The organism is Clostridium sp. AM43-3BH, from assembly GCF_003479985.1.
Lineage (GTDB): Bacteria > Bacillota > Clostridia > Lachnospirales > Lachnospiraceae > Otoolea > Otoolea fessa.
In genome coordinates this window covers 378,219-404,304 of sequence record NZ_QUIH01000002.1, presented here as the reverse complement: position 1 = coordinate 404,304, position 26,086 = coordinate 378,219, and the positions used below count along the sequence as shown (strand labels likewise).

At 51.7% G+C, this 26,086-nt stretch carries 21 protein-coding genes; 20 read left to right on the top strand and 1 reads right to left on the bottom strand.

Features of this window, described 5'->3' with window-relative positions; translation table 11 throughout:
* The first annotated feature begins 54 nt into the window (after positions 1 to 54).
* The 20 genes from DW931_RS05220 to DW931_RS05125 all read left to right on the top strand — a co-directional run bounded on the left by DW931_RS05220 (position 55) and on the right by DW931_RS05125 (position 24,527).
* The gene (locus DW931_RS05220) at positions 55 to 369 is read left to right on the top strand and encodes a hypothetical protein (RefSeq protein ID WP_347559426.1); all 315 of its coding nucleotides are present in this window, start codon (positions 55 to 57) and stop codon (positions 367 to 369) included.
* A 20-nt stretch (positions 370 to 389) separates the two neighbouring features.
* Entirely contained in the window at positions 390 to 572 is a 183-nt protein-coding gene (locus tag DW931_RS05215) for a DUF4250 domain-containing protein (RefSeq protein ID WP_022360303.1), read from the top strand.
* Complete coding sequence (locus DW931_RS05210) at positions 544 to 987, top strand: type II secretion system protein (RefSeq protein WP_118468373.1); 444 nt, start codon at positions 544 to 546, stop codon at positions 985 to 987. The genes DW931_RS05215 and DW931_RS05210 overlap by 29 nt, the downstream gene beginning before the upstream one ends.
* Before the next feature lie 296 nt (positions 988 to 1,283).
* A complete protein-coding gene (locus tag DW931_RS05205; RefSeq protein ID WP_107001428.1) occupies positions 1,284 to 2,027 on the top strand; it encodes a lysophospholipid acyltransferase family protein in 744 nt (247 codons plus the stop codon).
* Between the two features lie 3 nt (positions 2,028 to 2,030).
* Positions 2,031 to 3,155: a bifunctional chorismate mutase/prephenate dehydratase gene (locus tag DW931_RS05200; RefSeq protein ID WP_118468371.1), complete on the top strand. Its 1,125-nt coding sequence runs from the start codon at positions 2,031 to 2,033 to the stop codon at positions 3,153 to 3,155.
* 106 nt (positions 3,156 to 3,261) lie between these two features.
* Positions 3,262 to 4,560: an ATP-binding protein gene (locus tag DW931_RS05195; protein ID WP_182430021.1), complete on the top strand. Its 1,299-nt coding sequence runs from the start codon at positions 3,262 to 3,264 to the stop codon at positions 4,558 to 4,560.
* A gap of 1 nt (position 4,561) precedes the next feature.
* Positions 4,562 to 6,127 carry an HD domain-containing protein gene (locus DW931_RS05190; protein ID WP_118293389.1) on the top strand — a complete coding sequence of 522 codons (1,566 nt, stop codon included), beginning with the start codon at positions 4,562 to 4,564 and terminating at the stop codon, positions 6,125 to 6,127.
* Between the two features lie 2 nt (positions 6,128 to 6,129).
* The gene (locus DW931_RS05185) at positions 6,130 to 8,259 is read left to right on the top strand and encodes an RNA degradosome polyphosphate kinase (RefSeq protein WP_118472613.1); all 2,130 of its coding nucleotides are present in this window, start codon (positions 6,130 to 6,132) and stop codon (positions 8,257 to 8,259) included.
* Positions 8,260 to 8,417: 158 nt separating this feature from the next.
* Positions 8,418 to 9,122 carry a response regulator transcription factor gene (locus DW931_RS05180; RefSeq protein WP_022360295.1) on the top strand — a complete coding sequence of 235 codons (705 nt, stop codon included), beginning with the start codon at positions 8,418 to 8,420 and terminating at the stop codon, positions 9,120 to 9,122.
* A gap of 7 nt (positions 9,123 to 9,129) precedes the next feature.
* Positions 9,130 to 10,251 (top strand): HAMP domain-containing sensor histidine kinase, encoded by a 1,122-nt coding sequence (locus tag DW931_RS05175; RefSeq protein WP_118293426.1) that lies wholly within the window; start codon positions 9,130 to 9,132, stop codon positions 10,249 to 10,251.
* 196 nt (positions 10,252 to 10,447) lie between these two features.
* Positions 10,448 to 12,904 carry a hypothetical protein gene (locus DW931_RS05170; RefSeq protein WP_118481934.1) on the top strand — a complete coding sequence of 819 codons (2,457 nt, stop codon included), beginning with the start codon at positions 10,448 to 10,450 and terminating at the stop codon, positions 12,902 to 12,904.
* A complete protein-coding gene (locus DW931_RS05165; protein WP_118481935.1) occupies positions 12,904 to 13,866 on the top strand; it encodes an ABC transporter ATP-binding protein in 963 nt (320 codons plus the stop codon). Before DW931_RS05170 ends, DW931_RS05165 begins: the two co-directional genes overlap by 1 nt.
* Positions 13,867 to 13,873: 7 nt before the next feature.
* Entirely contained in the window at positions 13,874 to 14,767 is an 894-nt protein-coding gene (locus DW931_RS05160; RefSeq protein ID WP_243015226.1) for an ABC transporter permease subunit, read from the top strand.
* A gap of 55 nt (positions 14,768 to 14,822) precedes the next feature.
* A complete protein-coding gene (locus DW931_RS05155; RefSeq protein ID WP_118481937.1) occupies positions 14,823 to 16,133 on the top strand; it encodes an SPFH domain-containing protein in 1,311 nt (436 codons plus the stop codon).
* A 5-nt stretch (positions 16,134 to 16,138) separates the two neighbouring features.
* Entirely contained in the window at positions 16,139 to 17,224 is a 1,086-nt protein-coding gene (locus DW931_RS05150; RefSeq protein ID WP_118481938.1) for a TFIIB-type zinc ribbon-containing protein, read from the top strand.
* A complete protein-coding gene (locus tag DW931_RS05145) occupies positions 17,221 to 18,102 on the top strand; it encodes a TPM domain-containing protein (RefSeq protein ID WP_118626920.1) in 882 nt (293 codons plus the stop codon). The genes DW931_RS05150 and DW931_RS05145 overlap by 4 nt, the downstream gene beginning before the upstream one ends.
* A gap of 37 nt (positions 18,103 to 18,139) precedes the next feature.
* Complete coding sequence (locus DW931_RS05140; protein ID WP_243015227.1) at positions 18,140 to 19,651, top strand: sel1 repeat family protein; 1,512 nt, start codon at positions 18,140 to 18,142, stop codon at positions 19,649 to 19,651.
* Between the two features lie 188 nt (positions 19,652 to 19,839).
* Positions 19,840 to 21,324, top strand: coding sequence for a threonine synthase (gene thrC, locus DW931_RS05135; protein WP_118481948.1), 1,485 nt, complete (start codon positions 19,840 to 19,842; stop codon positions 21,322 to 21,324).
* Positions 21,325 to 21,442: 118 nt separating this feature from the next.
* A complete protein-coding gene (fba, locus tag DW931_RS05130) occupies positions 21,443 to 22,306 on the top strand; it encodes a class II fructose-1,6-bisphosphate aldolase (protein WP_022360285.1) in 864 nt (287 codons plus the stop codon).
* Positions 22,307 to 22,409: 103 nt separating this feature from the next.
* Complete coding sequence (locus DW931_RS05125) at positions 22,410 to 24,527, top strand: glutamine synthetase III (RefSeq protein WP_118472619.1); 2,118 nt, start codon at positions 22,410 to 22,412, stop codon at positions 24,525 to 24,527.
* A gap of 113 nt (positions 24,528 to 24,640) precedes the next feature.
* On the opposite strand, the gene DW931_RS05120 is transcribed toward DW931_RS05125, so the two are convergent.
* Positions 24,641 to 26,011 carry an N-acetylmuramoyl-L-alanine amidase family protein gene (locus tag DW931_RS05120; protein ID WP_118481941.1) on the bottom strand — a complete coding sequence of 457 codons (1,371 nt, stop codon included), beginning with the start codon at positions 26,009 to 26,011 and terminating at the stop codon, positions 24,641 to 24,643.
* Positions 26,012 to 26,086: the final 75 nt, after the last annotated feature.

Here is a 26,086-nt window from a genome sequence, read left to right as displayed (position 1 = left end):
TGCCGTATACTAGAAAACTGGTAAGCTGGCGGTTATGGTTCGTGTAAAAAAAATTTGAAATCAGAGGCACGGCGTGAGGATATGCCGGCAGCCAGAATTGGGGATCAGACCAGAAAGAAGAGGAAAAACGGCGTGACAAGAGATGTTGTATTTAAAATGGAACGTCCGGGACTGGTAGAAGTCGGACAGACAGTAGAGGTGACGGAGTCGGTGACGCCGTTTAATGTCAATTATATGATTGAACCGGCGGTGGCGATGTCGGGGCTTTTTAAGCTGAATGACCGGATTCCCGCCGATCACGGCGTGGTAAAGGCGATCGAGGAAAATGACCGCGGTTACTATGTGACGGTTACGTTTGAGTATGAATAAAAGGACAGAAAGGGAAAAAGATGGCAGGAAAAATACCGAACGATCCGATTATGTGCCTGAGCTTTGTGAACACACAGCTCAGAGATTTTTACCCGGATTTAGATGAATTATGCAGTGCGTTTGATACAGAACGGTCGGAGCTTGAGAAGAAGCTGCAGGCGGTGGGATATACCTATGACAGAGAAAAGAACCAGTTCCGCTAGGGCACGGTCAGGCTTTACGCTGGCAGAGCTGCTGATCGTGACCGGGATTGTGGCGATTCTCGTTGCAGTTTCGATCCCGATCATGTCCGGACAGGTACAGAAAGCGAAGGAAGTGCGGGCGAAAGCCGAGGCGAGGATTCTATGCATGGCGCTCTGGATGTATCTACATGATTTGGATGAACAGGACATTCATCCGGAAAGCTGGGAGCTGATGATGGATCTGGGTGGTTCTTTCCGGGAACTGGGAGAAAATCCGCTGGAAAACTATCTGGATGGAGAGATTTCTGAGGATGTGTCTATCTACAGCGTGTATTACAGCGATACACTGGAAAGCTATGAGGGAATCTTGTGCGAGATAGGTGGAATCGAGGTGGAAGCGCTGATCAGCGGAAAGACGGAGATTGTGAATCCATAAAAAATAGAGAGGCAGGTTACTGTTCACAGGTAGGCACTTTGGGAACCGAAAGTGCCGTAAGAAAACGTGGTGGCAGCAGGAATTTGCCGTATTTAAATGCGAAGCCACGGCAAATTCCGATACTGGGCACGTATGCGTGAACAGTAACAGAGGCAGGATGTCTTACAAGGAAAGTCTTGTAAAACCCTGCTTCTTTCTATATAATGAGACAGTAAAGCAGTCTGTCTGGAAATGAAAATAGCAGGATAAAAACCAGACGGTTTCGGACAGATACAAGAGAAAAGAGAGGTATCAGTATGTTTCGCGCGATAAAGATAGTAGGAACGATCGTCAGCTTCCTTGTTGGTTCCATCGGCACATTGCACCGTATGGATAAACAGGGACAGGTAGATCCGGTCGCAGTGGAGGAAGAAAGCACCCAGATGGTGCGTAATATTTTTGAAAAACTGCTCAAAATGGCAGGTGTGACGGTAGAGGTGCGCGGATATGAAAATATTCCGCAGGATCGCCCGGTGCTCTATGTGGGAAACCACCGGAGCTATTTTGATATCCTGGTTGGCTATACGACGGTTCCGGGACTGATGGGATTTGTGGCAAAGAAAGAGATGGAGAAGATTCCGCTCTTGTCAAAATGGATGCTCAATGTCAACTGTCTGTTTTTAGATCGGAACAATATAAAAGAAGGTTTAAAAACGATTCTGGCGGGGATCGAGAAGGTGCGCCGCGGCGTTTCTGTCTGGATTTTTCCGGAGGGAACCCGCAATAAAAATGAACAGCTTTCAGATCTGCTTCCATTTAAAGAGGGAAGCTTGAAGATTGCAGAGAAATCTGGCTGTCCGGTTGTTCCAGTGGCGATCAAGGGAACAGCGGAGGTCTTTGAGAAGCATATTCCACTTATTTGTCCGAGCCATGTCGTGATTGAGTTCGGCGAGCCGTTCATCGTGAAAGAGCTGGATCCGGAGAACCGGAAGTTTGTCGGCGCATATACGAGAGAAAAGATCGCAGGGATGCTTTCAGAGATGGAAAAGGAGAACAGCTAAGAGATGGATTTGCTGGAGATAAGAGGGCGTCTGGATCAGATTGACACCCAGATAGAAAAGTTATTTGAGGAGAGAATGCGCCTTTGCAGCGAGGTGGCAGAGTATAAGATCGCGACCGGAAAGGCGGTTTACGATGCCGAGCGTGAGAAACAGAAGATCGAGTCAGTTCAGGCGATGGCAGAGGGCGAGTTCAACAAGCAGGCGGTTGCCGAGCTGTTTTTGCAGATGATGACGCTGAGCCGCCGGTATCAGTATCAGACGATCGCAGGGCGCGTCGGCGGTCCGGATCTGGGCTTCCATAAGGTGGAGAAGCTTGAAACAGCCGGAAAACGCGTGGTGTTCCAGGGATTAGAGGGCGCTTACGGTCATGCGGCGGCGCTGCAGTTCTTTGGAAAAGACGCGGATATCCATCATGTACGCCGGTTCGAGGATATGATGGTGGAGATTCAGGAGGGAAAATCTGATTTTGCGGTGCTTCCGATTGAAAATTCTTCCGCCGGTGCTGTGACGGACAACTATGATTTGCTTTTAAAATACGACAATGTGATTGTGGCGGAAACATTTCTGCCGGTACACCACTACCTGCTTGGCACACCGGATGCGGAACTTTCCGATGTGAAGCGTGTTTATGCACATCCGCAGGCGCTGATGCAGAGCAGCGACTTCTTAAACCAGCACGACTGGCAGCAGCTCAGCATGGAAAATAATGCTGTGGCGGCACAGAAGGTACGCGATGAGAAGGATCCGTCACAGGCGGCAGTGGCAGGTGAGGTGGCAGGTGAGATTTACAGGCTCAAAAAGCTGGCAGGTCCGATCAACAACTGTCCGGACAACACGACCCGTTTCCTGATTTTGGCGAAGGATCGCGTCTATCAGGCGGGCGCAGAGAAAATCAGCCTCTGTTTCGAGCTGCCGCACCGCAGCGGTACGCTGTACAGCATGCTCGGCAATTTTATTTTCAATGACGTCAATATGCGGATGATCGAGTCCCGCCCGATCCCGGAGGAGAGTTGGCAGTACCGCTTCTTCGTGGACATCGAGGGAAACCTGGAGGATGCCGGTGTGCAGAATGCACTGTACGGAATCATGCGCGAAGCGAAAAATGTAAAAATATTAGGAAATTACTAGACTCTTTAGCTTAGGACAAGACAGAATGGGGTGCTGTCCACGGGCAGGCATTTTTGACACTGAAAGTGCCGTAAAAGCATGTGATGGTAACCGGAAAGGCAGAATAATGGAAGAAAAAAGAAAAAATACGATGATTTTATACCGCAACCTGCGGTATCAGCAGTTATTTGACGACATGTGCAGCCTCTTAAAACCAGAAGAAGGCGAGGCACGCCCGGATGCATATGCATGCGCGAGTCAGCTCATCGATCTGGCAGTGACCTATGGATTCCGCGGAAACCTGTGGCATTGTTTCCTGGCGTTCTGCATGGCAAACAATGAAAATGCCTACAGCACATCCTGTGAGATCATCGGACCGGTCGGCGGCAGCTTGAGCGAGCTTGCACGCCACGATTTTGCACAGGTCAGAGAGCTTTTTTCCTTGGATATTGCCCGTCTGGACGAGACTGAGAACGGCATCTGGTCGGAGATGAAGCATTACGAAAATGCGCTGGAAAACAGCAAGGCGTTCAACCACCGCATCCGCGATCGGATCGTTGAATTATCGGTTTCCCTGGAGAATGCGGAGAGTGATCAGGAATTTCAGGATATCGTGACCGAATTTTATAAAGAATTTGGTGTTGGCAAGTTTGGCCTTAACAAAGCATTCCATATTATCATGGATGACGAGGCAAAACAGGTCGATATCGAGCCGATCACGCGCGTGGAACATATCGAGCTGAGCGATCTGGTAGGCTATGAGCTGCAGAAAGCCAAGCTGATTGAGAATACCGAGGCATTTATCGAGGGGCGCGCGGCAAACAACTGCCTGCTTTTCGGTGACAGCGGTACCGGTAAATCATCCAGTATCAAGGCGATCTTAAATCAGTATTATGACCGCGGACTCCGCATGATCGAGGTGTATAAGCACCAGTTCCGCGGACTGTCAGACGTCCTGGAGCAGATCAAAGACCGCAACTATAAATTTATCATTTATATGGACGACCTTTCCTTTGAGGAATATGAGCTGGAATATAAATATCTGAAAGCAATCATTGAAGGCGGTCTCGGCATCAAGCCGCAGAATGTCCTGATCTATGCGACATCGAACCGCCGCCACTTAATCCGCGAAAAATTCAGTGATAAGCGCGAGCTGGACGACGATCTGCACTCCAACGATACGGTGCAGGAAAAACTGTCCCTGGTTGCGCGTTTTGGCGTCACGATCTACTACGGCTCACCGGACAAGAAAGAATTCCAGAACATCGTTCGCGTGCTGGCAGACAAATACCACATCCATATGCCGGAGGCAGATCTGCTTCTGGAAGCCAACAAGTGGGAGTTAAGCCACGGCGGGCTGTCCGGACGTACTGCCACCCAGTTTATTGCAAACTTACGCAGCAAGCTGAAAGGAGAGATCAAGTAATATGACCGTTAAAACCTTTGCCGCTATTGATGTGGGTTCCTTCGAACTGGAGCTGGGAATTTTCGAGATTTCTGCTTCCGCCGGAATCCGCGAGATCGATCATGTGCGCCATGCGCTGGCGCTTGGCAAAGACACGTACAATGACGGACGTTTGAGCCACGAGATCGTGGAGGAAATGTGCGAGGTCCTGAATAAGTTCCGGGAAGTGATGAAAACATACCGGGTATCGGATTACCGGGCATTTGCGAGCAGTGCGCTTCGGGAGGCGCGGAACAGCCAGATGGTACTGGACCGGATTCTGGTGCGTACCGGACTCCGGGTCCGCACGATGAACAACTCGGAGCTGCGTTTTAAGAGTTATAAAGCTGTTGCAGCCAGGGAGGAAGAATTCCAGCGCACCGTGAAAAACGGCGCGGCGTTGATGGATGTCGGATTCGGAAGCACCCAGATCTCCCTCTTTGATGAGGAGGTACTGGTATCGACGCAGAACCTTCTGCTCGGCGTGCTGCGCTTAAGCGAAATGTCAGCACACTGGCGCGTCGATTACCGAAAGATCCCGGCGATCATCGACGAGCTGGTAGAAAATGAATTATACACATTCCGGAAGATATTTTTAAAAGAGCATCAGATCGAGACGCTGATTGCGACCGGCGAGACAATGAACTATATGATCAGCCGCGGCATGCATGAAAAAGGCGGGGCGCGGTTCACGGCAAAGGAATTTGGCGTGTTCTGCGAGAAGCTGATTGGAATGTCCTCGGAGGAGATTCAGGAGCGCTATGAGCTGCCGCAGGATTACGCAGAAGTGCTGATTCCAAGTGCGATTCTCTACCGGAAGGTATTAGACATGACGGGTGCTTCCTATATCTGGGCACCGGGGACGACACTCTGCGATGGTATCGCGGCAGAGTACGCACAGGAAAACCGTCTGGTCCGCTTCCATCATGATTTTGAGGCAGATATCCTCTCAACGGCGCGCCAGATGGCGAAGCGCTACCGCTGCCACGGCGCACATGTGCGCGAGGTAGAGCGGTCGGCGGAGATGATTTTTGATGCAACGAAAAAATACCATGGTCTGGGAGCGCGGGAACGCCTGCTTTTAAAGATCGCAGCGACCCTGCATGACTGCGGCAAGTTTGTCAGCATCACGCGCGGTTCGGAAAGCTCGTACCAGATCATCATGGATACGGAGATCATCGGAATTTCCCATCTGGAGCGCGAGGTTGTAGCCAATATTGTGCGCTACAACATTCAGGAATATGCCTACGATGAGGTCATCCTGGAGTCGGATCTGTCCCAGTATGCGGGGCTTGGAACCTCCCGGAGAGAGCTGACGATCCTGATTGCGAAGCTGACGGCAATTTTGCGTCTGGCCAATTCGATGGACCGCAGCCACCGCCAGAAGCTGAGCGACAGCCGCATCGCTGTGCGGAACGGCAGTCTGGTGATTACGACGGACTGTCCGGAGAGTATCGTGCTGGAGCAGTATTCATTTGACCAGAAGGCAGATTTCTTTGAGGAAGTCTTTGGAATACGGCCTGTACTCAGGCAGAAAAGAGGGGTATAAGGATGTCGGATGCAGTGTTGAAATACGGAGAACCTGAAAATTATGTAAACCGTGAACTGAGCTGGCTGGAATTTAACTACCGGATTCTGGGTGAGGCGCGTGACAAGACGACCCCGCTGTTTGAACGTCTGAAATTTTTAAGTATCACGGCGTCGAACCTGGATGAGTTTTTCATGGTCCGCGTGGCATCCCTCAAGGACATGGTTCACGCCAATTATACGAAGCGGGATATTGCGGGTATGACGGCACAGGAACAGCTGGATGCGATCGATGGAAAAACGCATGAGCTGGTCGAGAATCAGTACCGGATCTATAACCGGATGCTTCTGCCGCTCTTAAAACAGCACGGTCTGCGTGTGGTCACTGAGCATGAGAAGCTGACGAAGGAAGAAGCGGTGTACGTTGATCGGTATTTTGAGGAATCGGTCTACCCGGTCCTCACGCCGATGGCGGTTGATTCCTCCCGCCCGTTCCCGCTTATTCACAATAAATCGTTAAATATCGCCGCGCTGGTCCGCAAGAAAAAAGGAGACGGTGAGCTGGAATTTGCGATGGTCTGCGTGCCGGGCGGGCTTCCACGCGTGGTGGAGCTGCCGTGCCAGGAGGGCAAATCTATCATTTACCTGGAAGAAGTCATCGAGCGGAACATCGACAAATTGTTCTTAAATTATGATATTATCAGCTGCCATCCGTTCCGTGTCATGCGAAATGCCGATCTGAGCATCGACGAGGATGAGGCGGAGGATCTGCTCAAGGAGATCGAGCAGAAGCTCAAGAAACGCCAGTGGGGCGAGGTCATTCGCCTGGATATCGAGAAAAAGGCGGACAAGCGCCTCTTAGACATCCTCAAACAGGAGCTGCACGTCGGCGGGCACGCGATCTATGAGATTGACGGGCCGCTTGATCTGACCGTCCTCATGAAGGTGTTCGGTCTGCCGGGCTTTGATGAATTCAAGACACCGCCGTATACGCCGCAGCCGGTTCCGGCGCTGATGAATGAGGATGATATTTTTGCCAATATCCGAAAAGGCGATATATTGCTGACCCACCCGTTTGAGACCTTTGAGCCGGTCGTCAATTTTATCAAGAAAGCTGCCCGCGACCCGGAGGTGCTGGCGATCAAGCAGACCCTCTACCGTGTCAGCGGCAACTCCCCGATTATCGCGGCGCTCGCCGAAGCGGCGGACAATGGAAAACAGGTGTCGGTTCTGGTTGAGCTGAAAGCCCGTTTTGACGAAGAAAACAATATTCTCTGGGCGAAGATGCTGGAAAAAGCCGGCTGCCACGTTATCTACGGTCTGCTGGGGCTGAAAACACACAGTAAGATCACGCTGGTGGTGCGCCGCGAGGAAGAGGGCATCCGCCGCTACGTCCATCTGGGAACTGGAAATTACAACGATTCGACGGCAAAACTCTACACCGACTGCGGTCTTTTAACCTGTGATCCGCTGATCGGTGAGGATGCGACTGCAGTCTTTAACATGCTGTCGGGTTATTCGGAGCCGCTTGGCTGGAACAAGCTGTCGCTGGCGCCGCTGTGGCTGCGCGGACGTTTTCTGCGCCTGATCCAGCGGGAAACGCGCAACGCCCGCGAAGGTATTCCAGCGCGGATCGTGGCAAAGATGAACTCCCTGTGCGACCGTGAGATCATTGCGAGTCTTTATGAGGCGTCCAATGCGGGGGTAAAAATACAACTCATCGTCCGCGGCATCTGCTGTCTGCGCGCCGGGATTCCGGGATTAAGCGAGAATATAACGGTCTGCTCGATCGTTGGAAATTTCCTTGAGCACAGCCGTATTTTCTACTTCGAGAACGACGGTGAACCGCAGATTTTCATGGGAAGTGCCGACTGGATGCCGCGAAACCTCGACCGTCGTGTGGAGATTCTCTTCCCGGTTGAGGATGAGAAGCTGAAAGCACGCATCTGTCACATCTTAGAGGTACAGCTTGCCGACAATGTCAAGGCGCAGTACCTGAGACCGGATGGAACCTACGCTAAACGCAACCGCCGCGGCAAAGAGCCGGTCTGCGCGCAGGATACCTTCTGTGCGGAGGCAGTGCAGGCGGCGAAGGAAGCTGGAAAAAAGCAGGACCCGGCGGCGATGAGGGTATTTATTCCGCTGGAACAATAAAGAAATTGTAGTTCGCAGATAAGCAAAATTCTCCAAAAATGTAATAAATTTTTAAAGCATAAATCCTCCCCATATGGTAAACTGGAAACAGGTATATTCGTCTGGTATTTCGCATAGAGATACCGGGAACCTGCATTACATATGAGGGAGGTTTTTTTATGTCTGAAATACACGTTCTGGTGGTGGATGATGAGAAAGAGATTGCCGATCTGGTGGAGATTTATCTGGTCAGTGATGGTTATAAAGTATATAAGGCATCCAATGCGTTAGAGGGATTGGAGATTCTGGAGAAGGAGACGATTCATCTGGTGCTTCTCGATATCATGATGCCGGGAATGGATGGTCTGGAGATGTGCCGCAAGATCCGGGAGACGAACAATATCCCGATCATCATGCTGAGCGCGCGCTCAGCGGATCTGGATAAGATTCTGGGACTGGGAACCGGCGCGGATGATTACGTGACGAAACCATTTAACCCGCTGGAGCTGACGGCGCGCGTCAAATCACAGCTTCGCCGCTATACGCAGTTAAATCCGCAGAGCGGTGCAGGAAACCAGGTTAAAAATGAGATCTCGATCAAGGGGCTCACGATCAACAAAGATAATCATAAAGTGACGGTGTACGGCGAGGAGATCAAGCTGACGCCGATCGAATTTGACATTCTGTATCTGCTGGCATCCAATCCGGGGCGGGTCTTCAGCACCGATGAAATCTTTGAGAAGGTATGGAATGAGAAAGTCTACGAGGCAAATAACACGGTTATGGTACATATCAGACGGCTTCGCGGCAAGATGAAGGAGGACACCCGACAGAACAAGATCATTACAACGGTCTGGGGGGTAGGATACAAAATTGAAAAATAAAAAAGATATGAGTCGCCGGTTCCGGACACGGATGGTCATGAACATCGTTTACAGCACCGTGGTGGCATGCCTGGTGGAGGTGTTTCTGATTGCCAATGTTTCGATGATCAGCAGCTATCTGCGGGAGACGCGGTACCGGGATTCTTTTTTCCTGCGCCTGACGGAGACAGAGACACTGATGGCATTTGTCTATCTTCTGTCGGGCATCGCGATCTTCTCAGTCACTTTTTTTGCCCTCCAGGAGCGGTCCATGCGCTATATCAGCCGGATCTCGTCCGCGATTCAGAATATTTCCGAGGGCGATTTGAATACGACGATCGAGGTGCGGGGCGATGACGAGTTTACGGCGATGGCGGTCAATTTAAATAAGATGGTCGGGGATATCCGGAATCTGATGGACAAGGAGCGCGAGGCGGAGCGCACGAAGAACGAGCTGATTACCAATGTGGCACACGATCTGCGGACACCGCTGACCTCGATCACCGGCTATCTTGAACTTCTGTCCGGCAAGGTGGAGATTCCTGCAGAAATGCAGAAAAAATATATTGATATTGCCTATGCAAAATCGAAACGTCTGGAAAAACTGATCGAAGATTTGTTTGGTTTTACCAAAATGAATTATGGAAAAGTGGCAATGCACGTGTCGAAGGTGGACATCGTCAAACTGCTCAGCCAGCTGTTGGAGGAATTTTATCCGAGCTTCAAGGACAAAAACCTCTCCTACGAGCTGCAGAGCAATGTCCCGGGCAAGGTTATCACGGCAGACGGAAATCTTCTGGCGCGCCTTTTTGACAACCTGATCAATAACGCGATCAAGTACGGTGCGGACGGAAAACGGGTGCTGGTGCAGATTCATGCGGAGGAAGAGGTCGTGACCGTCTCGGTGACGAACTACGGTTACGTGATTCCGGCAGACGAGCTGCCTCTCTTATTTAATAAATTCTACCGCGTGGAACAGTCGCGATCGACCAACACGGGCGGCACAGGGTTAGGTCTGGCGATCGCCAAAAATATCGTCGATATGCACGGCGGCACGATTCAGGTAACGAGCGATCTGAATGGAACGGTCTTTACGGTGCGCCTGCGGACGAATTTTGACATCAACAGGGAAAATTTCCAGACGCCGTAAAGGCGAGTGTGGGAAAGAATCTGATAGACATTTTAATGGATTTTTGGTTACTGTTCACAGGTAGGCACTTTTGGAACCGAAAGTGCCGTAAGAAAACATGGTGGCAGCAGGAATTTGCCGTATTTAAATGCGAAGCCACGGCAAATTCCGTTACTGGGCACGTATGCGTGAACAGTTACAGATAGGGAGAGAAAGGATGCAGAAAAAGAGGGGAATACAGTTCTTTTTTGCGATATTGATCGGATGGATGGCACTATTCTGCCTTCCTGCAGGGTACGCATATGCCTCACAGAAGGAAGCAGATGCGCCGCTGTCGATGGATGTTTCCTATGGATTTGACAATACGGCAAAGAGTGACCGTTACCTTCGGGTAACGGTCCTTCTGAATAATGATACAGCGCCGTTTGAGGGAACGCTGGAGTTTCTGACCGCACAGTCCAGTCTGGAGGCGTACCAGTATTCTTATCCGGTATCGTTGGCAGCGGGGGAGAAGTTTGAACAAGAATATTATATCCCGCTGGGTGTGCGGGCAGATCAGATGTTTGTATCGGTACAGGATGTAAGCGGGAAAACGGTCATCCGGAAACGTCTGAAACTTGGTTCTGAGGAGGACGTTGCGGAGAGCTATATCGGAATTTTGACGGATACGCCGGAGGCACTTTCTTATTTAGACGGCGCGGGCATCCGGTATGGGACGCTTCGGACGCGGGCGGTTTTTCTTGATGCCGAGCAGGCGCCGGATAACCGGCTGGGTTACGATCCGCTGGATCTGGTAATTGTGTCTGGATTTGACCTGGATTCGCTCAGCGATGTCCAGTATGAGGCGCTGCGGCGCTGGGTGGAAGACGGCGGTACGATCCTCTTTGGCGGCGGTGTGGATTGTGCGAGAAATTATGGCAGGTTTGCAGAGAAGGTGCTGGAGCCGCCGTATCTGGATGCGGTAATCGTTCCGGTCAGTCTGGGCGGGGAGACGGCACCGGGCGAGCAGACGGGGGAGATCCAGGCAGAATGCGTCGATGTGAACCTGAAGAACGGCAGCACTCTGCTGGCGGGGGAAGTGTTCCCGCTGTTATCCCATACGAACTGCAAACAGGGGCGGATCGTGGCAGCTGCCTTTTCGATGGATGCGATCAGCGATTTGTGTCTGGCCAATCCATCCTCATTTGAAAAGCTGTATACGCTGGTGCTGGGAAGTGATACCGTGGACGAGCTGGCACAGGAGGATTACTACGGTTATTCGGGCTCGTATTTCAGCGTACAGGGGCTGGTCAACACCGGCAATGCGGGGCGGCTTCCGAAGGTTGCGGCATATACGGTGATCGTGGTGGTCTATCTGCTTTTGATCGGTCCGGGCATCTATTTCTACTTAAAAAAGCGGGGAATTTACCGGTATTATCTGCCGGCGGTGACACTGGGGGCGTTTTTGTTTACCGGCATTATTTATGCGCTGGGCGTAAAGACACGCTTCCGGGAGCCGTTTGTGACGTATGCGTCGATTCTGGATACCTCGGGAGAAGAGGCGGAAGAAGCCACTTATATGAACATCCGAAGCCCTTATAACAAGCCGTATTCGGTGAGCTTAAAGCCGGGCTATGAGGTGCGCCCGATGACGCGCAGTTACTATTACGATGCGGTTTCGGCGGTGCGCTTTACCGGTGAGGAAGAGTATCATACAAACTTTGTTTATCAGCCGGAACGGGTCGAAATTAAAATGCGGGATACGGTCGCATTTTCACCGAATCTGTTTACCCTGCGTCGTGAGCTGGAGAAAACGGACGCGATGGGCGTTCAGGGAAATATTTCCTATTTTGACGGCGTGGTGTCGGGAACGGTAAAAAACTGTTTTGAGGAACCGCTGGAGAATGCGGCTCTGCTCATCAATGGGAAAGCGGTGCTGCTGGGAAGATTAGAGCCTGGGCAGACGGTTTCTCTGGATGGAAAGGAGAGCTGCGATTATCCGGTCAGCTATTCGTATGCGGCAGCACAGATGGTGACCGGGGCGGATCAGTATGAGAAAGCGGAGATTGAGGATCCGGACTATTTAAAGGCGCAGGAGTGGACGAGACTTTTGAGCTTTTATCTGGATTCCGGCGCGGGGCGCAATCCGTCTGAGGCGTGCCTGGTGGCATTTTCAACCCGGAAGCTCCAGGGAGAGGAAGATTTCCTGGCGGATGCGAGGACACTTCGGGAAGGATTTTGCATGGTGACCGAGTCAATCTCGCTGAACCGTGAAAAAGACGGAAAACTTTACCGTTCGGCGCTTGAGGAAGATCCAACGGTGCTCGCCGGAAATTATGAGGCGGCGTACAACACAATGTATAGCGGGGAAACAGCGGAGGCTGCGACGGTCGAATATTCGCTGGGAAGTGACCTTGTCATTGAAAAGCTTACGTTTGAGACTCTGTCACCGCGATTTTCGGAAAATCCGCTCTATCCGTATATGTCATCCTTCTCCGGAAGTATGTATTTCTATAACTATGAGACCGGGCGCAATGACCGGATTGAGCTGAAATCAGAGTATTCGGCAAAGGAGCTTTCGCCGTACCTGTCTCCGTCGAACACATTGACCGTCAAATATGTGCCGGAACAGACGGGAGAGTATGGCTGGGAAAGCCAGCTTCCAAGAATCTATGTCGTAGGGAGGAGAGAGTGATGCTGACGATTAAAAACCTCAGAAAACGATATGGCAATTTTCAAGCGCTGGATGGGCTGAATCTGGAGGTCGCGGACGGGGAACTCTTTGGATTCGTGGGTCCCAATGGGGCAGGCAAGACGACGACGCTCAAGATTCTTGCGGGACTTCTCGTTCCCGACGAGGGCGAGGTGGAGATCGGCGGACTGGATGTTTACTCAGACGGAAAAGAACTCCGGCGGCGGATCGGCTATGTGCCGGATTTCTTCGGAGTATATGATAACCTGAAAGTATCGGAATATATGGAATTTTTCGCATCCTGCTACGGAATTACGGGGCTGCAGGCGCGGACGCGCTGCCATACGCTTCTGGAACAGGTGCGGCTGGAAGATAAAGAGGACTTTTTCGTGGACGGGCTTTCGAGAGGTATGAAGCAGAGCCTATGTCTGGCGCGGGCGCTCATCCACGATCCGGATCTTCTGATCCTGGATGAACCGGCTTCCGGGCTGGATCCTCGCACCCGGGTGGAGTATACGGCGATTCTGAAAGAACTGCGCGATCAGGGAAAAACGCTGCTCGTCAGCTCCCATATTTTATCGGAATTGTCAGAGCTTTGTACCTCGATCGGCATCATTGAGCAGGGAAGAACGGTTCTGCAGGGCAGCATGGATCAGATTTTTGCGCGGATCAACTCGTCCAATCCGCTTCTGATCTCGATTTTCAGCCAGAAAGAAAAGGCGCTTGCGATCCTGAAAAGCCATCCTTGCGTGCAGACGATCGCGGTGCAGGGGGATGAGATCAAGCTGGGCTTTTTGGGGGATCGGCAGGATGAGGCGCTGCTTTTGCAGCAGCTTATCGATGCAGATGTGATGGTCAGCAGCTTTATGCGCGAGAAGGGAAGCCTGGAATCACTGTTTATGCAGATCACAGAACATGAAGAAGAGAGGGCGGTGCTGAAACATGAGATGGAATCCGGTATTTAGGAGGGAAATGACAGTCGGGAGCCGCAGCATCCGCATGATGGCGATTCTGTTTGTTTTTAACAGTATTCTGGCGGCGGTGGCGCTGTTTAATATGTATTCGGTGGCGGAGCAGGTCAGGACGACGGCGGAGATCCAGTATTCGCAGTTTCTGGATCTCTACACGTTCGTCTCCTCGATCGAATTTATCATGCTGCTTTTCATCATGCCGGCGCTGACTGCCAGCAGTATCAGCGGCGAGCGGGAACGCCAGACGCTGGAACTGATGCTGACGACCACGATGGAGCCGCGTGACATGGTGCTTGGAAAACTGGCGTCCTCGCTGGTGACGATGCTGGTGCTGGCGGTCTCGGCGCTTCCGGTACAGGCGCTCGTATTTGTCTACGGGGGCGTTACGCTGCAGGACATCGGGATGCTGTTCCTGTGCCACGGCGTTGTGGCAATTTTAACGGGCAGTATCGGGATCTTTTATTCATCGGTGCTGCGCCGCTCGACGGTATCGACCGTCTGCTCCTATGTGACGGTGGTGGCGCTGACGGCGGGAACGATGGCGGTCAATCTGTTTGCATACCGGATGGCGCTCCGGGCGGCAGATTCGTATGCATCTAATCTCAATGCATCGGAAATGGCAAGTTCCGGCATTTTACGCTATCTCTTTCTTTTCAATCCGGCTGTCTCGTTTTATAATGTAATTAACGGACAGGCGGGAAGCGGCGACATGAGAAAATGGTTCGAGCCACTGTTTGGCGTATTTCCAGACAATGCGATCACAGCACACTGGACGGCGTGCAGCCTGATTTTGCAGTGTATGCTGGCGATGGTGCTGATCGCGGCAGCAGTATGGGCGATCACGCCGGGAAAATGGAATCGGCATGGGAAAAATAAAGGGAATGATAACCGATAGATAGAAAAAGCAGAAAAACAGAGAAACTATGAATTTGGAGAAGGAGGCAGTGAGTATGGGAATTATCAGAGCAGCGGCACACGCGGTCGGCGGCGGGCTGGCAGATCAGTGGCTGGAAGTGATTGAACCGGAAAATATGGGGGAACAGACCGTATTTTCAGCGGGTGTGCAGACACGCCGCGGGGAGAACCGGAAGAGAACACCGGAAACGGTGTCCAATGGTTCTGTGATCCATGTGTACCCGAATCAGTTTATGATGTTGGTGGACGGCGGTAAGGTCGTTGATTATACAGCGGAAGAGGGTTATTATACAGTGCAGAATTCATCCCTGCCGTCTCTGTTTAACGGACAGTTCGGCGATGCACTGAAAGAATCCTTCAACCGTGTGCGTTATGGCGGACAGACGCCGTATGCACAGAAGGTCTACTATATTAATCTCCAGGAGATCAAGGGAATCAAGTTCGGCACACGGACGCCGATCAACTATTTTGATTTATTCTATAATTCCGAGCTGTTTCTGCGCGCACATGGAACTTACTCCATCAAGATTACGGATCCACTGAAATTTTATGCGGAGGCTATTCCGAAAAATCAGGATCAGGTGGAGATTGATTCCATCAATGAGCAGTATTTAGCGGAGTTTCTGGAAGCGCTGCAGACCTCGATCAACCAGATGTCGGCGGATGGCGTGCGGATTTCCTTTGTAGCCTCCAAAGGCAGGGAACTGGGACGCTATATGGCGGAGACGCTGGATGAGGAGTGGAACCGTCTGCGTGGCATGGAGATCCAGTCAGTCGGTATCGCCAGCATTTCCTATGATGAAGAATCGCAGAAACTCATCAATATGCGGAATCAGGGCGCGATGCTCGGCGACCCGTCGGTGCGCGAGGGGTATGTGCAGGGCGCGATGGCACGCGGCTTTGAGGCAGCCGGTTCCAACGGAAGCGGTGCGATGGCAGGCTTCATGGGAATGGGCGCCGGCATGAACTTCGGCGGCGGATTTATGGGCGCCGCATCGGCGTCCAACCTGCAGCAGATGCAGATGCAGCAGGCGGCGCGGCAGGGATATGCGGCACCGCAGGGCGGCTATGCGCCGGGGCAGGCGAATGGAGCGCCGCAGGGTGGTTATGCACAGCAGCCGGGAGCACCACAGGGCGGCTATGCACAACCGGCAGGACAGAACGCAGCGCCGCAGGGCAGTGCGGCAGCTCCGGCAGAATCCTGGACTTGTGAGTGCGGCAATGTCAACCACGGAAAGTTCTGCTCCGAGTGCGGCAAGCCAAGACCAGCCGGTCCGTGGACCTGCAGCTGCGGAACGGTCAATACAGGTAAGTTTTGTTCCGAATGCGGAAAACCGAGGTCATAGGGCGTATGGAGATACAATCATATAAGTGTCCAAACTGCGGCGGCGGACTGGTGTTTGATCCGAAGACGCAGAAATTTAAATGTGAATACTGCCTCTCAGCGTTTACGGAAGAGACGTTGAAAGAGATGGAAGAGGCAGCCAGAAAGTCAGAGGAAGCTTCGAAGCCGGGTGGAATGCCGGAAGCGGAAAAGATAGAGAGCCAGAAGCAGGCGGAGTCTAAGATGGTTCTCTATACCTGCCCGAGCTGCGGCGCGGAGATTGTGGCACAGGAGACGACAGCATCCACGTACTGCTGTTACTGTCACAATCCGGTGGTTCTTTCGGGAAGTCTGGACGGTAAATACCGCCCGGACGGTCTGATTCCGTTTGAGATCGACAAGAAAAAGGCAAAAGAAATCTTTAAAAACTGGATTCAGAAGAAAAAGTATGTGCCGGATGATTTCTACTCGCCGCGTCAGATGGAGTATCTGGAAGGAATTTATTATCCATATTGGATGTATAGCTGCCAGGTATCCGGTGAGATGCAGGCGGAGGCGCTGCGGAAACGCGTGACGGTGGCGGGGGAGATCGAGTATATCGAGACGAGCCGTTACCATCTGGAGAAAAAGGCGGAGCTTCCCATCAAGGATGTGGCGCGCAACGCGTTAAAGCAGGCGGACCGCAGCCTTGCCGAGACCGTGCTTCCGTTTGATATGAAGAAGCTGCGCCCGTTTCAGGCAGGCTATTTTCTGGGATTTAGAGCGGAGCGGCGCGACCGGGAAAAGGAAGAATTTACACAGGAGATTGAGCAGGAGATCAAGCAGTATACGAGAGAATCTCTGCAAAATAGCGTCTCCGGCTACGATCATGTGGATATCCGGAACCACCGGGAGACCATCACGGGGGAAAAATGGAACTATGCCATGCTTCCAGTGTGGATGATGACCTACCCGGATCCGAAGAGCGGTCAGATGTACTATTTTGCGATGAATGGGGAAAATGGAAAGGTCTGCGGCGTCCTGCCGGTTGATTCGAAAAAACTGGTGCGCCTGTTTTTGACGATTTTCATTCCTGTGTTTGTACTTTTGCTGCTGGGAGGATACCTGATATGATAGAGAATCAAAATGCGGGAGTCACACAGAAAAAGAAGAAATATGGACGGCTGAAAGATTTTATATGCTTCTCCGTTGCAGCATTTATTTCATTTTCACAGGTCAGCCCTATATGGGCGGCGGAAGGCACGCGCGTCTTCGACGAGGCGGGACTGTTCAGCGCGGAAGAAGTGCAGGAGCTGGAGACACGGATCGATGAGGTGCGTGATTCACAGGATGCCGATCTGGCGGTACTGACAGTCGAGGACGCACAGGGAGAATCGGCGGAAAGCTATGCCGATGATTTTTACGACACCCACGGACTGGGCGTCGGGGACGATGCGAGTGGTATTCTGCTTTCGATCGATATGGACAACCGGGAGATATACGTTTCTACCACCGGGTATGCGATGAAGGTGCTGACGGATGCGCGGGTAGAGAAGGTGCTGGATGCGGCATATGACAGCGTGGCGGATGGAAACTATGCGGAAGGCGCTCTGGGGGCGATCGACAGCATCGAAAATTATCTGGAGATGGGCGTTCCGGCGGGACAATATACGCAGGTGCGCGAGGAGAAAAAACATTCCCTGGAATGGTATGAGGCGCTGTTTGCGGCGGTTGCGGCAGCGATCGTGGCGGCACTCCCGTGCTTTTCGGTGATGCGCCAGTATAAGATGCAGAAAGAACACCGCCAGTCGCTGGGTTTCCATATGGCATACCGAGCGGACAGTGCGCTGCATTTTGTCCAAAATGAGGAGCAGTTTGTAAACCGGTCGGTAGTGACCAGACGGATTCCAAAAAATCCGGGTCCGGGCGCTTCGGGCGGTTCGGCTGGAAGGACGACCATACATCAGGGCAGCAGCGGAAGGATGCACGGCGGCGGAGGCAGAAAGTTTTAATTGATACAATTTCGTGTGGAAGGCGGATGAATGATATATGACAATCCTGATGACAGGCTTATGTGAGAAAGGTGCAGACCAGATCTGGAAACAGTGTAACGATGCGATGTACGCCCAGGGAGTTACCTGGCTGGAAGAGGCGGCATATGCGGGCGATGCAGAAGCATGGTTCTTTTTAGGACACTGTTACAGCTGGGGGGACGGGGCTGTCGGGTTCAATGAGAAAAAAGCGTATGAATGTTACCTGCGGGGGGCTTCGGCGGGAAGTGCCCGGGCAGTGTTAGGAGCGCTGCGCGCCGGTCAGTATGACGAACAGATGAAGCAGTCGGCACGTTATTCCATCGAGGAAAGTTACCGTCAGGTGCGGGATGCCGCTGAGATGGGCGATGTCTATGCCGCGTGGCAGATGGGCGAGGCAGTTGAGTGGGAAGATCTGGCCGATTATATGCCGCAGACTGAGAGCGCCCGTGAGCAGTGCCTCTTCTGGTACGAACGGGCGGCGGACGGCGGCATTATCCCGGCGATGGTTAAGATGGGAAAATGCTGCCAGAATGGTACATACCGGGAAAAAGATGAAAAAGAGGCACTTCGCTGGGCGAATCAGTGCGCCGCCAGCGGGGAGGTCTGGGGACTCTTCCAGATGGGGGAACATTATCGCCAGGAAGAAGACTGGGAAGTTGCATTCCAATATGACTATGCGGCGGCAAAGCAGGGGTCTTCCCGCGCCATGCTGTATCTGGGACAGATGTACTTAAACGGACAGGGCACAGAGCGCGATATCCAGGCGGCCGTCCAGGCGCTGGAAGGAGCCGCGGCGCGGAACGAGGCGGAGAGCTTTGAAGAACTTGGAAATCTGTTCTATCAGGATGAACTGGTGGAGCGCGATGATGAAAAAGCGTTTTACTGGTATGGAAAAGCATATGCGGCAGGCATCAAAGAGGCGGCGCTTCCGTTAGCCCGCCTGTATCTGCGCCCGTCCGACGAGCAGGACACCGTCCGGGCAGAAAAACTTCTGCGGGAGGCAGCTGGGATCGAGACGGACGGACAGGCAAGTCTGGCGCTTGGAAATATCTATCGGGATGGTCTGAACGGCGAGATTGATATGAAGCAGGCGGTTTCCTGGTACGAAAAAGGCGCTTCGCAGGGAAATCCAGAGTGCATGGAGATTCTTGGATGCCTGTATTTCCAGGGCGAAGAGGGAGTAGACCGCGATTATGCAAAAGCATTTGAGTGGCTGAACCGGTGCGAAGAAGCCGGAAGCCTGCAGTCTGCATCCAAGTTAGGCTATCTCTATATGAAGGGAGAAGGCTGCACCGCCGATGAAAATAAGGCGAAGGAGCTTTTTGAGCGGGCGGCACAGACGGAATGTGACGGATATGCACTCTATGAGCTTGGATTTATCTACGAACGGAAAAATGAATCCCCGGAAGATCTCGAGCGGGCGGCACAGTGCTACCAGAAGGCGATCGAGATGGGAAATGAGAGTGCTTCACGGCGGTTTTCCCATTTTAAGAAGGGATTGTTTGGGCGCTGGAAGATCACGTATTAAGGGGGAATTTTTCTTGCGCTGTGCCATAAAGTATGATAGAATTTTTAACTAAAGTGAGCAGGGGGGTCCGTAACTTTGCGGGAGAACTGCAAAACCACACAGAACACTTACATGGCAGAAAGTTTGACTCCGGCATCCTTTGCAAAGATGGGGACGACGGGGAAAGATAAAAAGAGAGGATGAAAATCATGGCAATCAATTACAGCAGTACCCGTGGCGGTGAAAACAACGTAACGGCTTCGATGGCGATCTTAAAGGGACTGGCAGCAGACGGCGGCCTGTTCATGCCGGATCATATCCCGGCGTTAGATTGCAGCCTGGAAGAATTATCCCATAAAACATATCAGGAAGTAGCTTATGCAGTTATGAAGCAGTTCCTGACTGATTTCACAGAGGAAGAGCTGAAAACCTGTATCGAGCGCGCTTACGACAGTAAGTTTGATACGGAAGAGATTGCGCCGCTTGTCAAAGCAGACGGAGCATATTATCTGGAGCTGTTCCACGGAAGCACGATTGCCTTCAAGGATATGGCGCTCTCGATCCTGCCGCATCTGATGACCGTATCGGCGAAGAAGAACCATGCGGAGAACACGATCGTGATCCTGACCGCAACCTCCGGCGATACCGGAAAGGCAGCGATGGCTGGTTTTGCAGACGTTGAGGGAACCAGAATTATCGTATTTTACCCGAAGGACGGCGTCAGCCGTGTGCAGGAGCTGCAGATGCTGACCCAGAAGGGCGCGAACACAAGCGTTGTCGGTATTTCCGGAAACTTTGATGATGCACAGAGCGGTGTCAAGAAAATCTTTGGTGACAAAGAATTTGCCAAAGAATTAGCAGGCAGAGGCTATCAGCTCTCTTCCGCAAACTCCATCAACATCGGTCGTCTCGTACCACAGGTTGTATACTATGTATATGCGTATGCAAAATTGCTTGAAAACGGCGAGATCGAGAACGGTGAGAAGATCAATGTAACCGTTCCGACCGGAAACTTCGGCAATATCTTAGCGGCTTATTTTGCAAAACAGATGGGTGTGCCGATCGACAAGCTGATCTGCGCGTCCAATGACAATAAAGTTCTGTACGACTTCTTTAAGACAGGCGTATATGACAAGAACCGTCCATTCATCCTGACCTCTTCCCCGTCGATGGATATTCTGATTTCCAGCAACCTGGAACGTCTGATTTATCTCTCCACCGGCTGCGATGCGGAGGAGACCAAGAAACGCATGGAAGAGCTTTCGAAAGATGGCAAATATTCGGTTACCGACGAGATGCGTGCGCGCATGGCAGATTTTGTCGGCGGTTATGCTGATCAGGCGGCAAATGCAGCCGAGATCAAGCGTCTCTATGATGAGACCGGTTATATGATCGATACGCATACCGGCGTTGCATCCTGCGTATACCATAACTATGTGAAGGAGACAGGCGATACCAAGAAGACAGTTATCGCATCGACGGCAAGCCCATATAAATTCTCCCGCAGCGTCATGGAGGCAATCTTCGGCAGCGAAGAAGGCAAGGGCGAGTTCGAGCTTATCGACGAGATGGAGAAAGCATCCGGCGTGAAGATCCCGCAGGCGATCGAGGAGATCCGCAAGGCAGAGATCCGTCACAACCGCCAGTGCAAGCCGGAGGAGATGGAGAAAACCGTTTCGGAGATTTTACAGTAAAAGTTACAAAATATTAAAATAATTGCCTGTTATTTTTTTGACAGGCTAGGCAAATACTGAATTATGGTATATAATAGACTCTGGTTAGATCAAAAAGAGACAACGAGGAGGTTTGTATATGTTAGTTAGTGCGAAGGAAATGCTTCAGAAGGCAAGAGATGGCAAATATGCGGTTGGTCAGTTCAACATCAACAATCTTGAATGGACCAAAGCGATTTTACTGACGGCACAGGAGCAGAACTCACCGGTTATCTTAGGTGTTTCTGAGGGCGCAGGCAAGTATATGACTGGCTTTAAGACAGTATCTGCGATGGTAAAAGCGATGATCGAAGAGCTGAACATCACGGTTCCGGTTGCGCTGCATCTGGATCACGGCACCTACGAGGGCTGCTACAAATGTATCGATGCTGGATTTTCTTCCATCATGTTTGACGGCTCCCATTATCCGATCGCCGAGAACGTAGAGAAAACCAAAGAATTAGTCAAAGTCTGCGCGGAGAAAGGTATTTCCCTGGAGGCTGAGGTTGGTTCCATCGGCGGCGAGGAAGACGGCGTGATCGGTATGGGCGAATGTGCAGATCCGAACGAGTGCAAGGCGATTGCAGACCTCGGAGTTGATATGCTGGCAGCAGGTATCGGCAATATCCACGGCAAATATCCGGCAAACTGGCCAGGCTTAAGCTTTGAGACGCTGGCAGCCGTAAAAGAAAAAGTAGGCGATATGCCGCTGGTTCTTCACGGTGGTACCGGTATTCCGGAAGATATGATCAAGAAAGCCATTTCTTTAGGTGTAGCGAAGATTAATGTAAATACTGAGTGCCAGCTGGCATTTGCAGAGGCAACCCGCCAGTATATCGAGGCTGGTAAGGATCAGCAGGGCAAAGGATTTGACCCGCGTAAACTTCTTGCACCTGGTTTTGAGGCGATCAAAGAGACGGTTAAGACAAAGATGGAACTGTTCGGTTCTATCGGAAAAGCCTGATGAATAAGTAAGGTTCATGACCGGACTGCAGGAATGTACATTTCGCAACGCGGATATACATACCGGCGGTCCGGTCTGTTTTCATATTAATGTGAGGGATTGAATGAGCGAGATTATCAATGTACCGGAAATTTTCGGAAAAAATGTGTTTAATGACAAGGCGATGCAGGAACGCCTTCCGAAAAGTGTTTACAAAAAACTGAAGAAAACCATTGAAGACGGAGCTGAGCTGGATCCGTCCATCGCAGATGTTGTCGCACACGCGATGAAAGACTGGGCGATCGAGCGCGGTGCGACGCATTATTCCCATTGGTTCCAGCCGCTGACCGGCATCACGGCAGAAAAACATGATGCGTTTATCTCCGTACCGGATTCCAACGGACGCGTTATCATGGAGTTTTCCGGTAAAGAGCTGATTAAGGGCGAGCCGGATGCATCCTCGTTTCCGTCGGGCGGACTTCGTTCCACCTTTGAGGCACGCGGCTATACAACCTGGGATTGTACTTCCCCGGCATTTCTGCGGGAAGATACGCTGGGCGTGACACTCTACATACCGACTGCATTCTGTTCGTACCGCGGCGAAGCACTGGATAAGAAGACGCCGCTGCTGCGTTCCATGCAGGCAATCAACGAGCAGGCACTCCGGATTCTCCGCCTGTTTGGAAATACGACTTCCCACCGTGTGATTCCGTATGTGGGACCGGAGCAGGAGTATTTTCTGGTTGATAAGAACAAATATTTACAGAGAAAAGACCTGATCTACACCGGTCGTACCCTGTTTGGCGCGATGCCGCCGAAAGGGCAGGAGATGGATGATCACTATTTTGGAAGCATCCGTCCGAGAGTCGGTGCGTTCATGAAAGAGTTAAATGAGACATTGTGGCGTCTGGGGGTCAGTGCAAAGACACAGCACAACGAAGTTGCACCAGCACAGCATGAATTAGCGCCAACCTATTGTCAGGTCAATCTGGCAGTCGATCACAACCAGATGGTCATGGAGGCGATGAAGCGTGTCGCAGGACATCACGGTCTGACCTGTCTGCTGCATGAGAAACCATTTGACGGAATCAATGGTTCCGGTAAGCACAACAACTGGTCCCTGACGAGCGACGACGGCATCAACATGATGAATCCGGGCGAGACGCCGCACGAAAATGTACAGTTTCTTCTGGTTCTGGCGTGCATCATGAAAGCAGTTGACAGACACGCGGATCTGCTGCGCGAGTCCACCGCGATTCCGGGCAACGATCATCGTCTGGGTGCGGCAGAGGCGCCGCCAGCGATCATCTCTATTTTCCTGGGCGAGCAGCTGGAGGATGTTATCGATCAGCTGTGCAGCACGGGCGAAGCCGCACATTCTAAGAAAGGCGAGGTACTTCAGACGGGAGTAGCGACACTTCCGGATTTCGTCAAGGATGCAACCGACCGCAACCGTACTTCACCGTTTGCGTTTACCGGTAACAAATTCGAGTTCCGTATGGTTGGTTCTTCGGATTCTGTTTCATCCCCGAACGTCGTGCTCAACACGATCGTGGCAGAAGCGTTTAAAGAGGCTGCGGACGAATTGGAAAACAGCGATGATTTTGACAGCGCAGTCCATGATATCATCAAGCGTTTGTTTGCAGAGCACCGCCGTATCATTTTCAGCGGAAATGGTTATTCTGAGGAATGGGTTAAAGAGGCAGAGCGCCGTGGACTCCCGAACCTGAAAGCGGGTATCGATTCTGTCGAGGCAATCCGGACCGAGAAAGCGATCAAGCTCTTTGAAGAATTTGGCGTGTACACCCGGACCGAGCTGGAATCCCGTGCCGAGATCGAGTATGAGGCATATTCCAAGACTGTTAACATCGAGGCGAAGACGATGATCGACATGGCAGGCAAGCAGATCATCCCGGCGGTTGTCAAATATACGACTCAGCTTGCTTCCTCCCTGACAGCCGTCCGGACTGCCTGTGAGGAGGCCGATGTCAGTGTCCAGAAAGAACTGCTTTTAGAGACCTCTGATAAACTTTCAGAGATGAAGGTGGCATTGGCGGCACTCAAAGATATCCTGGCAAAGGCATCTGCGATTAAGGATAACAAAGAAAAAGCATTCGCCTATCTGCATGAGGTATGCCCGGCGATGGCAGCTCTCCGTAAACCGGCAGACGAGCTGGAAATGCTGGTAGATAAAGAGTTATGGCCGTTCCCGAGTTATGGGGATTTGGTGTTTGAGGTGTAGGCAGCTTTTAGAAGGTATGATTTTAATTAAAAAGATTTTGACCATCGATATAGGCTATGAATCGTTGGTCAAAATCTTTTTTTAACAACACTTATATATTTTGCAAATACGGTTTATTTCCGTCCAGGACCCTGCGTCTGTCCCTCCTGAATCGTATCGCCCTGATTGGAGGTAAATCCGTTAATCCGTTTATCGGACGAATTTGACGAAGAGCCTGACGAGCTGGAGCTTGATGTCGTCGGTGCGGTGTAAGTCGTGCCGTTGCTGTAGATGCGGCTTGGTACATTGCCGGTATTGCTGGTGGAACTGCTGCTTGTCTGGTTATTCGAAGAGCCTGACGAACTGGAAGTCCCGCCCGGCGTGGAAGTGGAACTGCTGTAGCCGCTTCCAGGAATCGGAACGGTTGTGCCCGACGAAGAACCATTTGACGAGCTGGAGCTGTTGGAACTTCCCGGTGCAGTAAAACTGGTCGAATGATCGGAACTATTCGAGTTGTTGGTGTTACCTGAACTGGAGGTCCCTGAATTGGAATTGTTCGAAGCCGTTCCGCTTGGCCCCGAAGTGCTGCTTGGAGAAGAACTGCCAGACGAAGTCCCTGTTCCCTGTGAAGCACTTGGGTCAAAATAGCTGTCGCTCATGCCGGAGAGGCTGGACGGTGGATTCTGGCACGCACCGCTCTTGGCAAAGGTGTATTTCACCGAATCAATCGTCAGGGTTGTGTTCGAAGCCATCTTACCGTTCTCATCCAGATAATAGTAGGTGCCGGATACCTTAATCCAGCCTTTCTGGCGGTGTCCGTACTCATTGAAATAGTACCAGGTGCCGTCGATCTGCTTCCAGCCGCGGCTCATATTGCCGTCTGTCTTATCCATGTAGTAGGTGTTTCCGTTGCTGTCATTGAGCCAGCCGGTCAGCATCTTGCCCTCATGGAGATAGTAGTATTCATTTTTGATGAGCTGCCAACCGGTCAGCAGTTTTCCATTTTCGTCGAGATAATACCAGGTGCTGTTTACCTTCTGCCAGCCAGTCCGCATCGCCCCGTCCGTGCCGAAATAGTACCAGGTGCCGTTGTCCATCTTCTGCCAGTTGGTAAACATCCGTCCATCCTCACCCAGGTAATACCAGACCGTATCAAGCTGGAGCCAGCCCTTCTGCATCACACCATACTGGTTAAAATAGTACCAGTAGTTGTTGATTTTCTGCCATTTGGTCATCATCTCGCCGCTCTGGTTGAAATAATACCAGGCGGAAGTGGATGAATCCTGACGCCATCCAGTCACCATCTTGCCGGTCGAGTCATCCATATAATAATATTTCTCTCCGATATGTACCCATCCGGTATGCTTCTGACCGTCGTCGGTCATGTAGTACCAGTAGTTTCCGTCCTTCAGCCATCCGGCCGCACGGCTCTGGGAAGAAGGAAGCAGCCCCATGGCACCGATCAGGCAGGCAAGCCCAAGCAGTTTTGCATATCTTTTCCGCATCGCGTATCCCCCTTGCAATGTGATTTATCGTTATCTATGATTACAGTAGAAATTAATATCAAAGATGTTGGGGTC

Coding starts and splice junctions, on each gene's coding strand:
- DW931_RS05215 (WP_022360303.1), top strand. CDS start 390: ATGGCAGGAAAAATACCGAACGATCCGATTATGTGCCTGAGCTTTGTG.
- DW931_RS05210 (WP_118468373.1), top strand. CDS start 544: ATGACAGAGAAAAGAACCAGTTCCGCTAGGGCACGGTCAGGCTTTACG.
- DW931_RS05205 (WP_107001428.1), top strand. CDS start 1,284: ATGTTTCGCGCGATAAAGATAGTAGGAACGATCGTCAGCTTCCTTGTT.
- DW931_RS05200 (WP_118468371.1), top strand. CDS start 2,031: ATGGATTTGCTGGAGATAAGAGGGCGTCTGGATCAGATTGACACCCAG.
- DW931_RS05195 (WP_182430021.1), top strand. CDS start 3,262: ATGGAAGAAAAAAGAAAAAATACGATGATTTTATACCGCAACCTGCGG.
- DW931_RS05190 (WP_118293389.1), top strand. CDS start 4,562: ATGACCGTTAAAACCTTTGCCGCTATTGATGTGGGTTCCTTCGAACTG.
- DW931_RS05185 (WP_118472613.1), top strand. CDS start 6,130: ATGTCGGATGCAGTGTTGAAATACGGAGAACCTGAAAATTATGTAAAC.
- DW931_RS05180 (WP_022360295.1), top strand. CDS start 8,418: ATGTCTGAAATACACGTTCTGGTGGTGGATGATGAGAAAGAGATTGCC.
- DW931_RS05175 (WP_118293426.1), top strand. CDS start 9,130: ATGAGTCGCCGGTTCCGGACACGGATGGTCATGAACATCGTTTACAGC.
- DW931_RS05170 (WP_118481934.1), top strand. CDS start 10,448: ATGCAGAAAAAGAGGGGAATACAGTTCTTTTTTGCGATATTGATCGGA.
- DW931_RS05165 (WP_118481935.1), top strand. CDS start 12,904: ATGCTGACGATTAAAAACCTCAGAAAACGATATGGCAATTTTCAAGCG.
- DW931_RS05160 (WP_243015226.1), top strand. CDS start 13,874: ATGACAGTCGGGAGCCGCAGCATCCGCATGATGGCGATTCTGTTTGTT.
- DW931_RS05155 (WP_118481937.1), top strand. CDS start 14,823: ATGGGAATTATCAGAGCAGCGGCACACGCGGTCGGCGGCGGGCTGGCA.
- DW931_RS05150 (WP_118481938.1), top strand. CDS start 16,139: ATGGAGATACAATCATATAAGTGTCCAAACTGCGGCGGCGGACTGGTG.
- DW931_RS05145 (WP_118626920.1), top strand. CDS start 17,221: ATGATAGAGAATCAAAATGCGGGAGTCACACAGAAAAAGAAGAAATAT.
- DW931_RS05140 (WP_243015227.1), top strand. CDS start 18,140: ATGACAATCCTGATGACAGGCTTATGTGAGAAAGGTGCAGACCAGATC.
- thrC (WP_118481948.1), top strand. CDS start 19,840: ATGGCAATCAATTACAGCAGTACCCGTGGCGGTGAAAACAACGTAACG.
- fba (WP_022360285.1), top strand. CDS start 21,443: ATGTTAGTTAGTGCGAAGGAAATGCTTCAGAAGGCAAGAGATGGCAAA.
- DW931_RS05125 (WP_118472619.1), top strand. CDS start 22,410: ATGAGCGAGATTATCAATGTACCGGAAATTTTCGGAAAAAATGTGTTT.
- DW931_RS05120 (WP_118481941.1), bottom strand. CDS start 26,011: ATGCGGAAAAGATATGCAAAACTGCTTGGGCTTGCCTGCCTGATCGGT.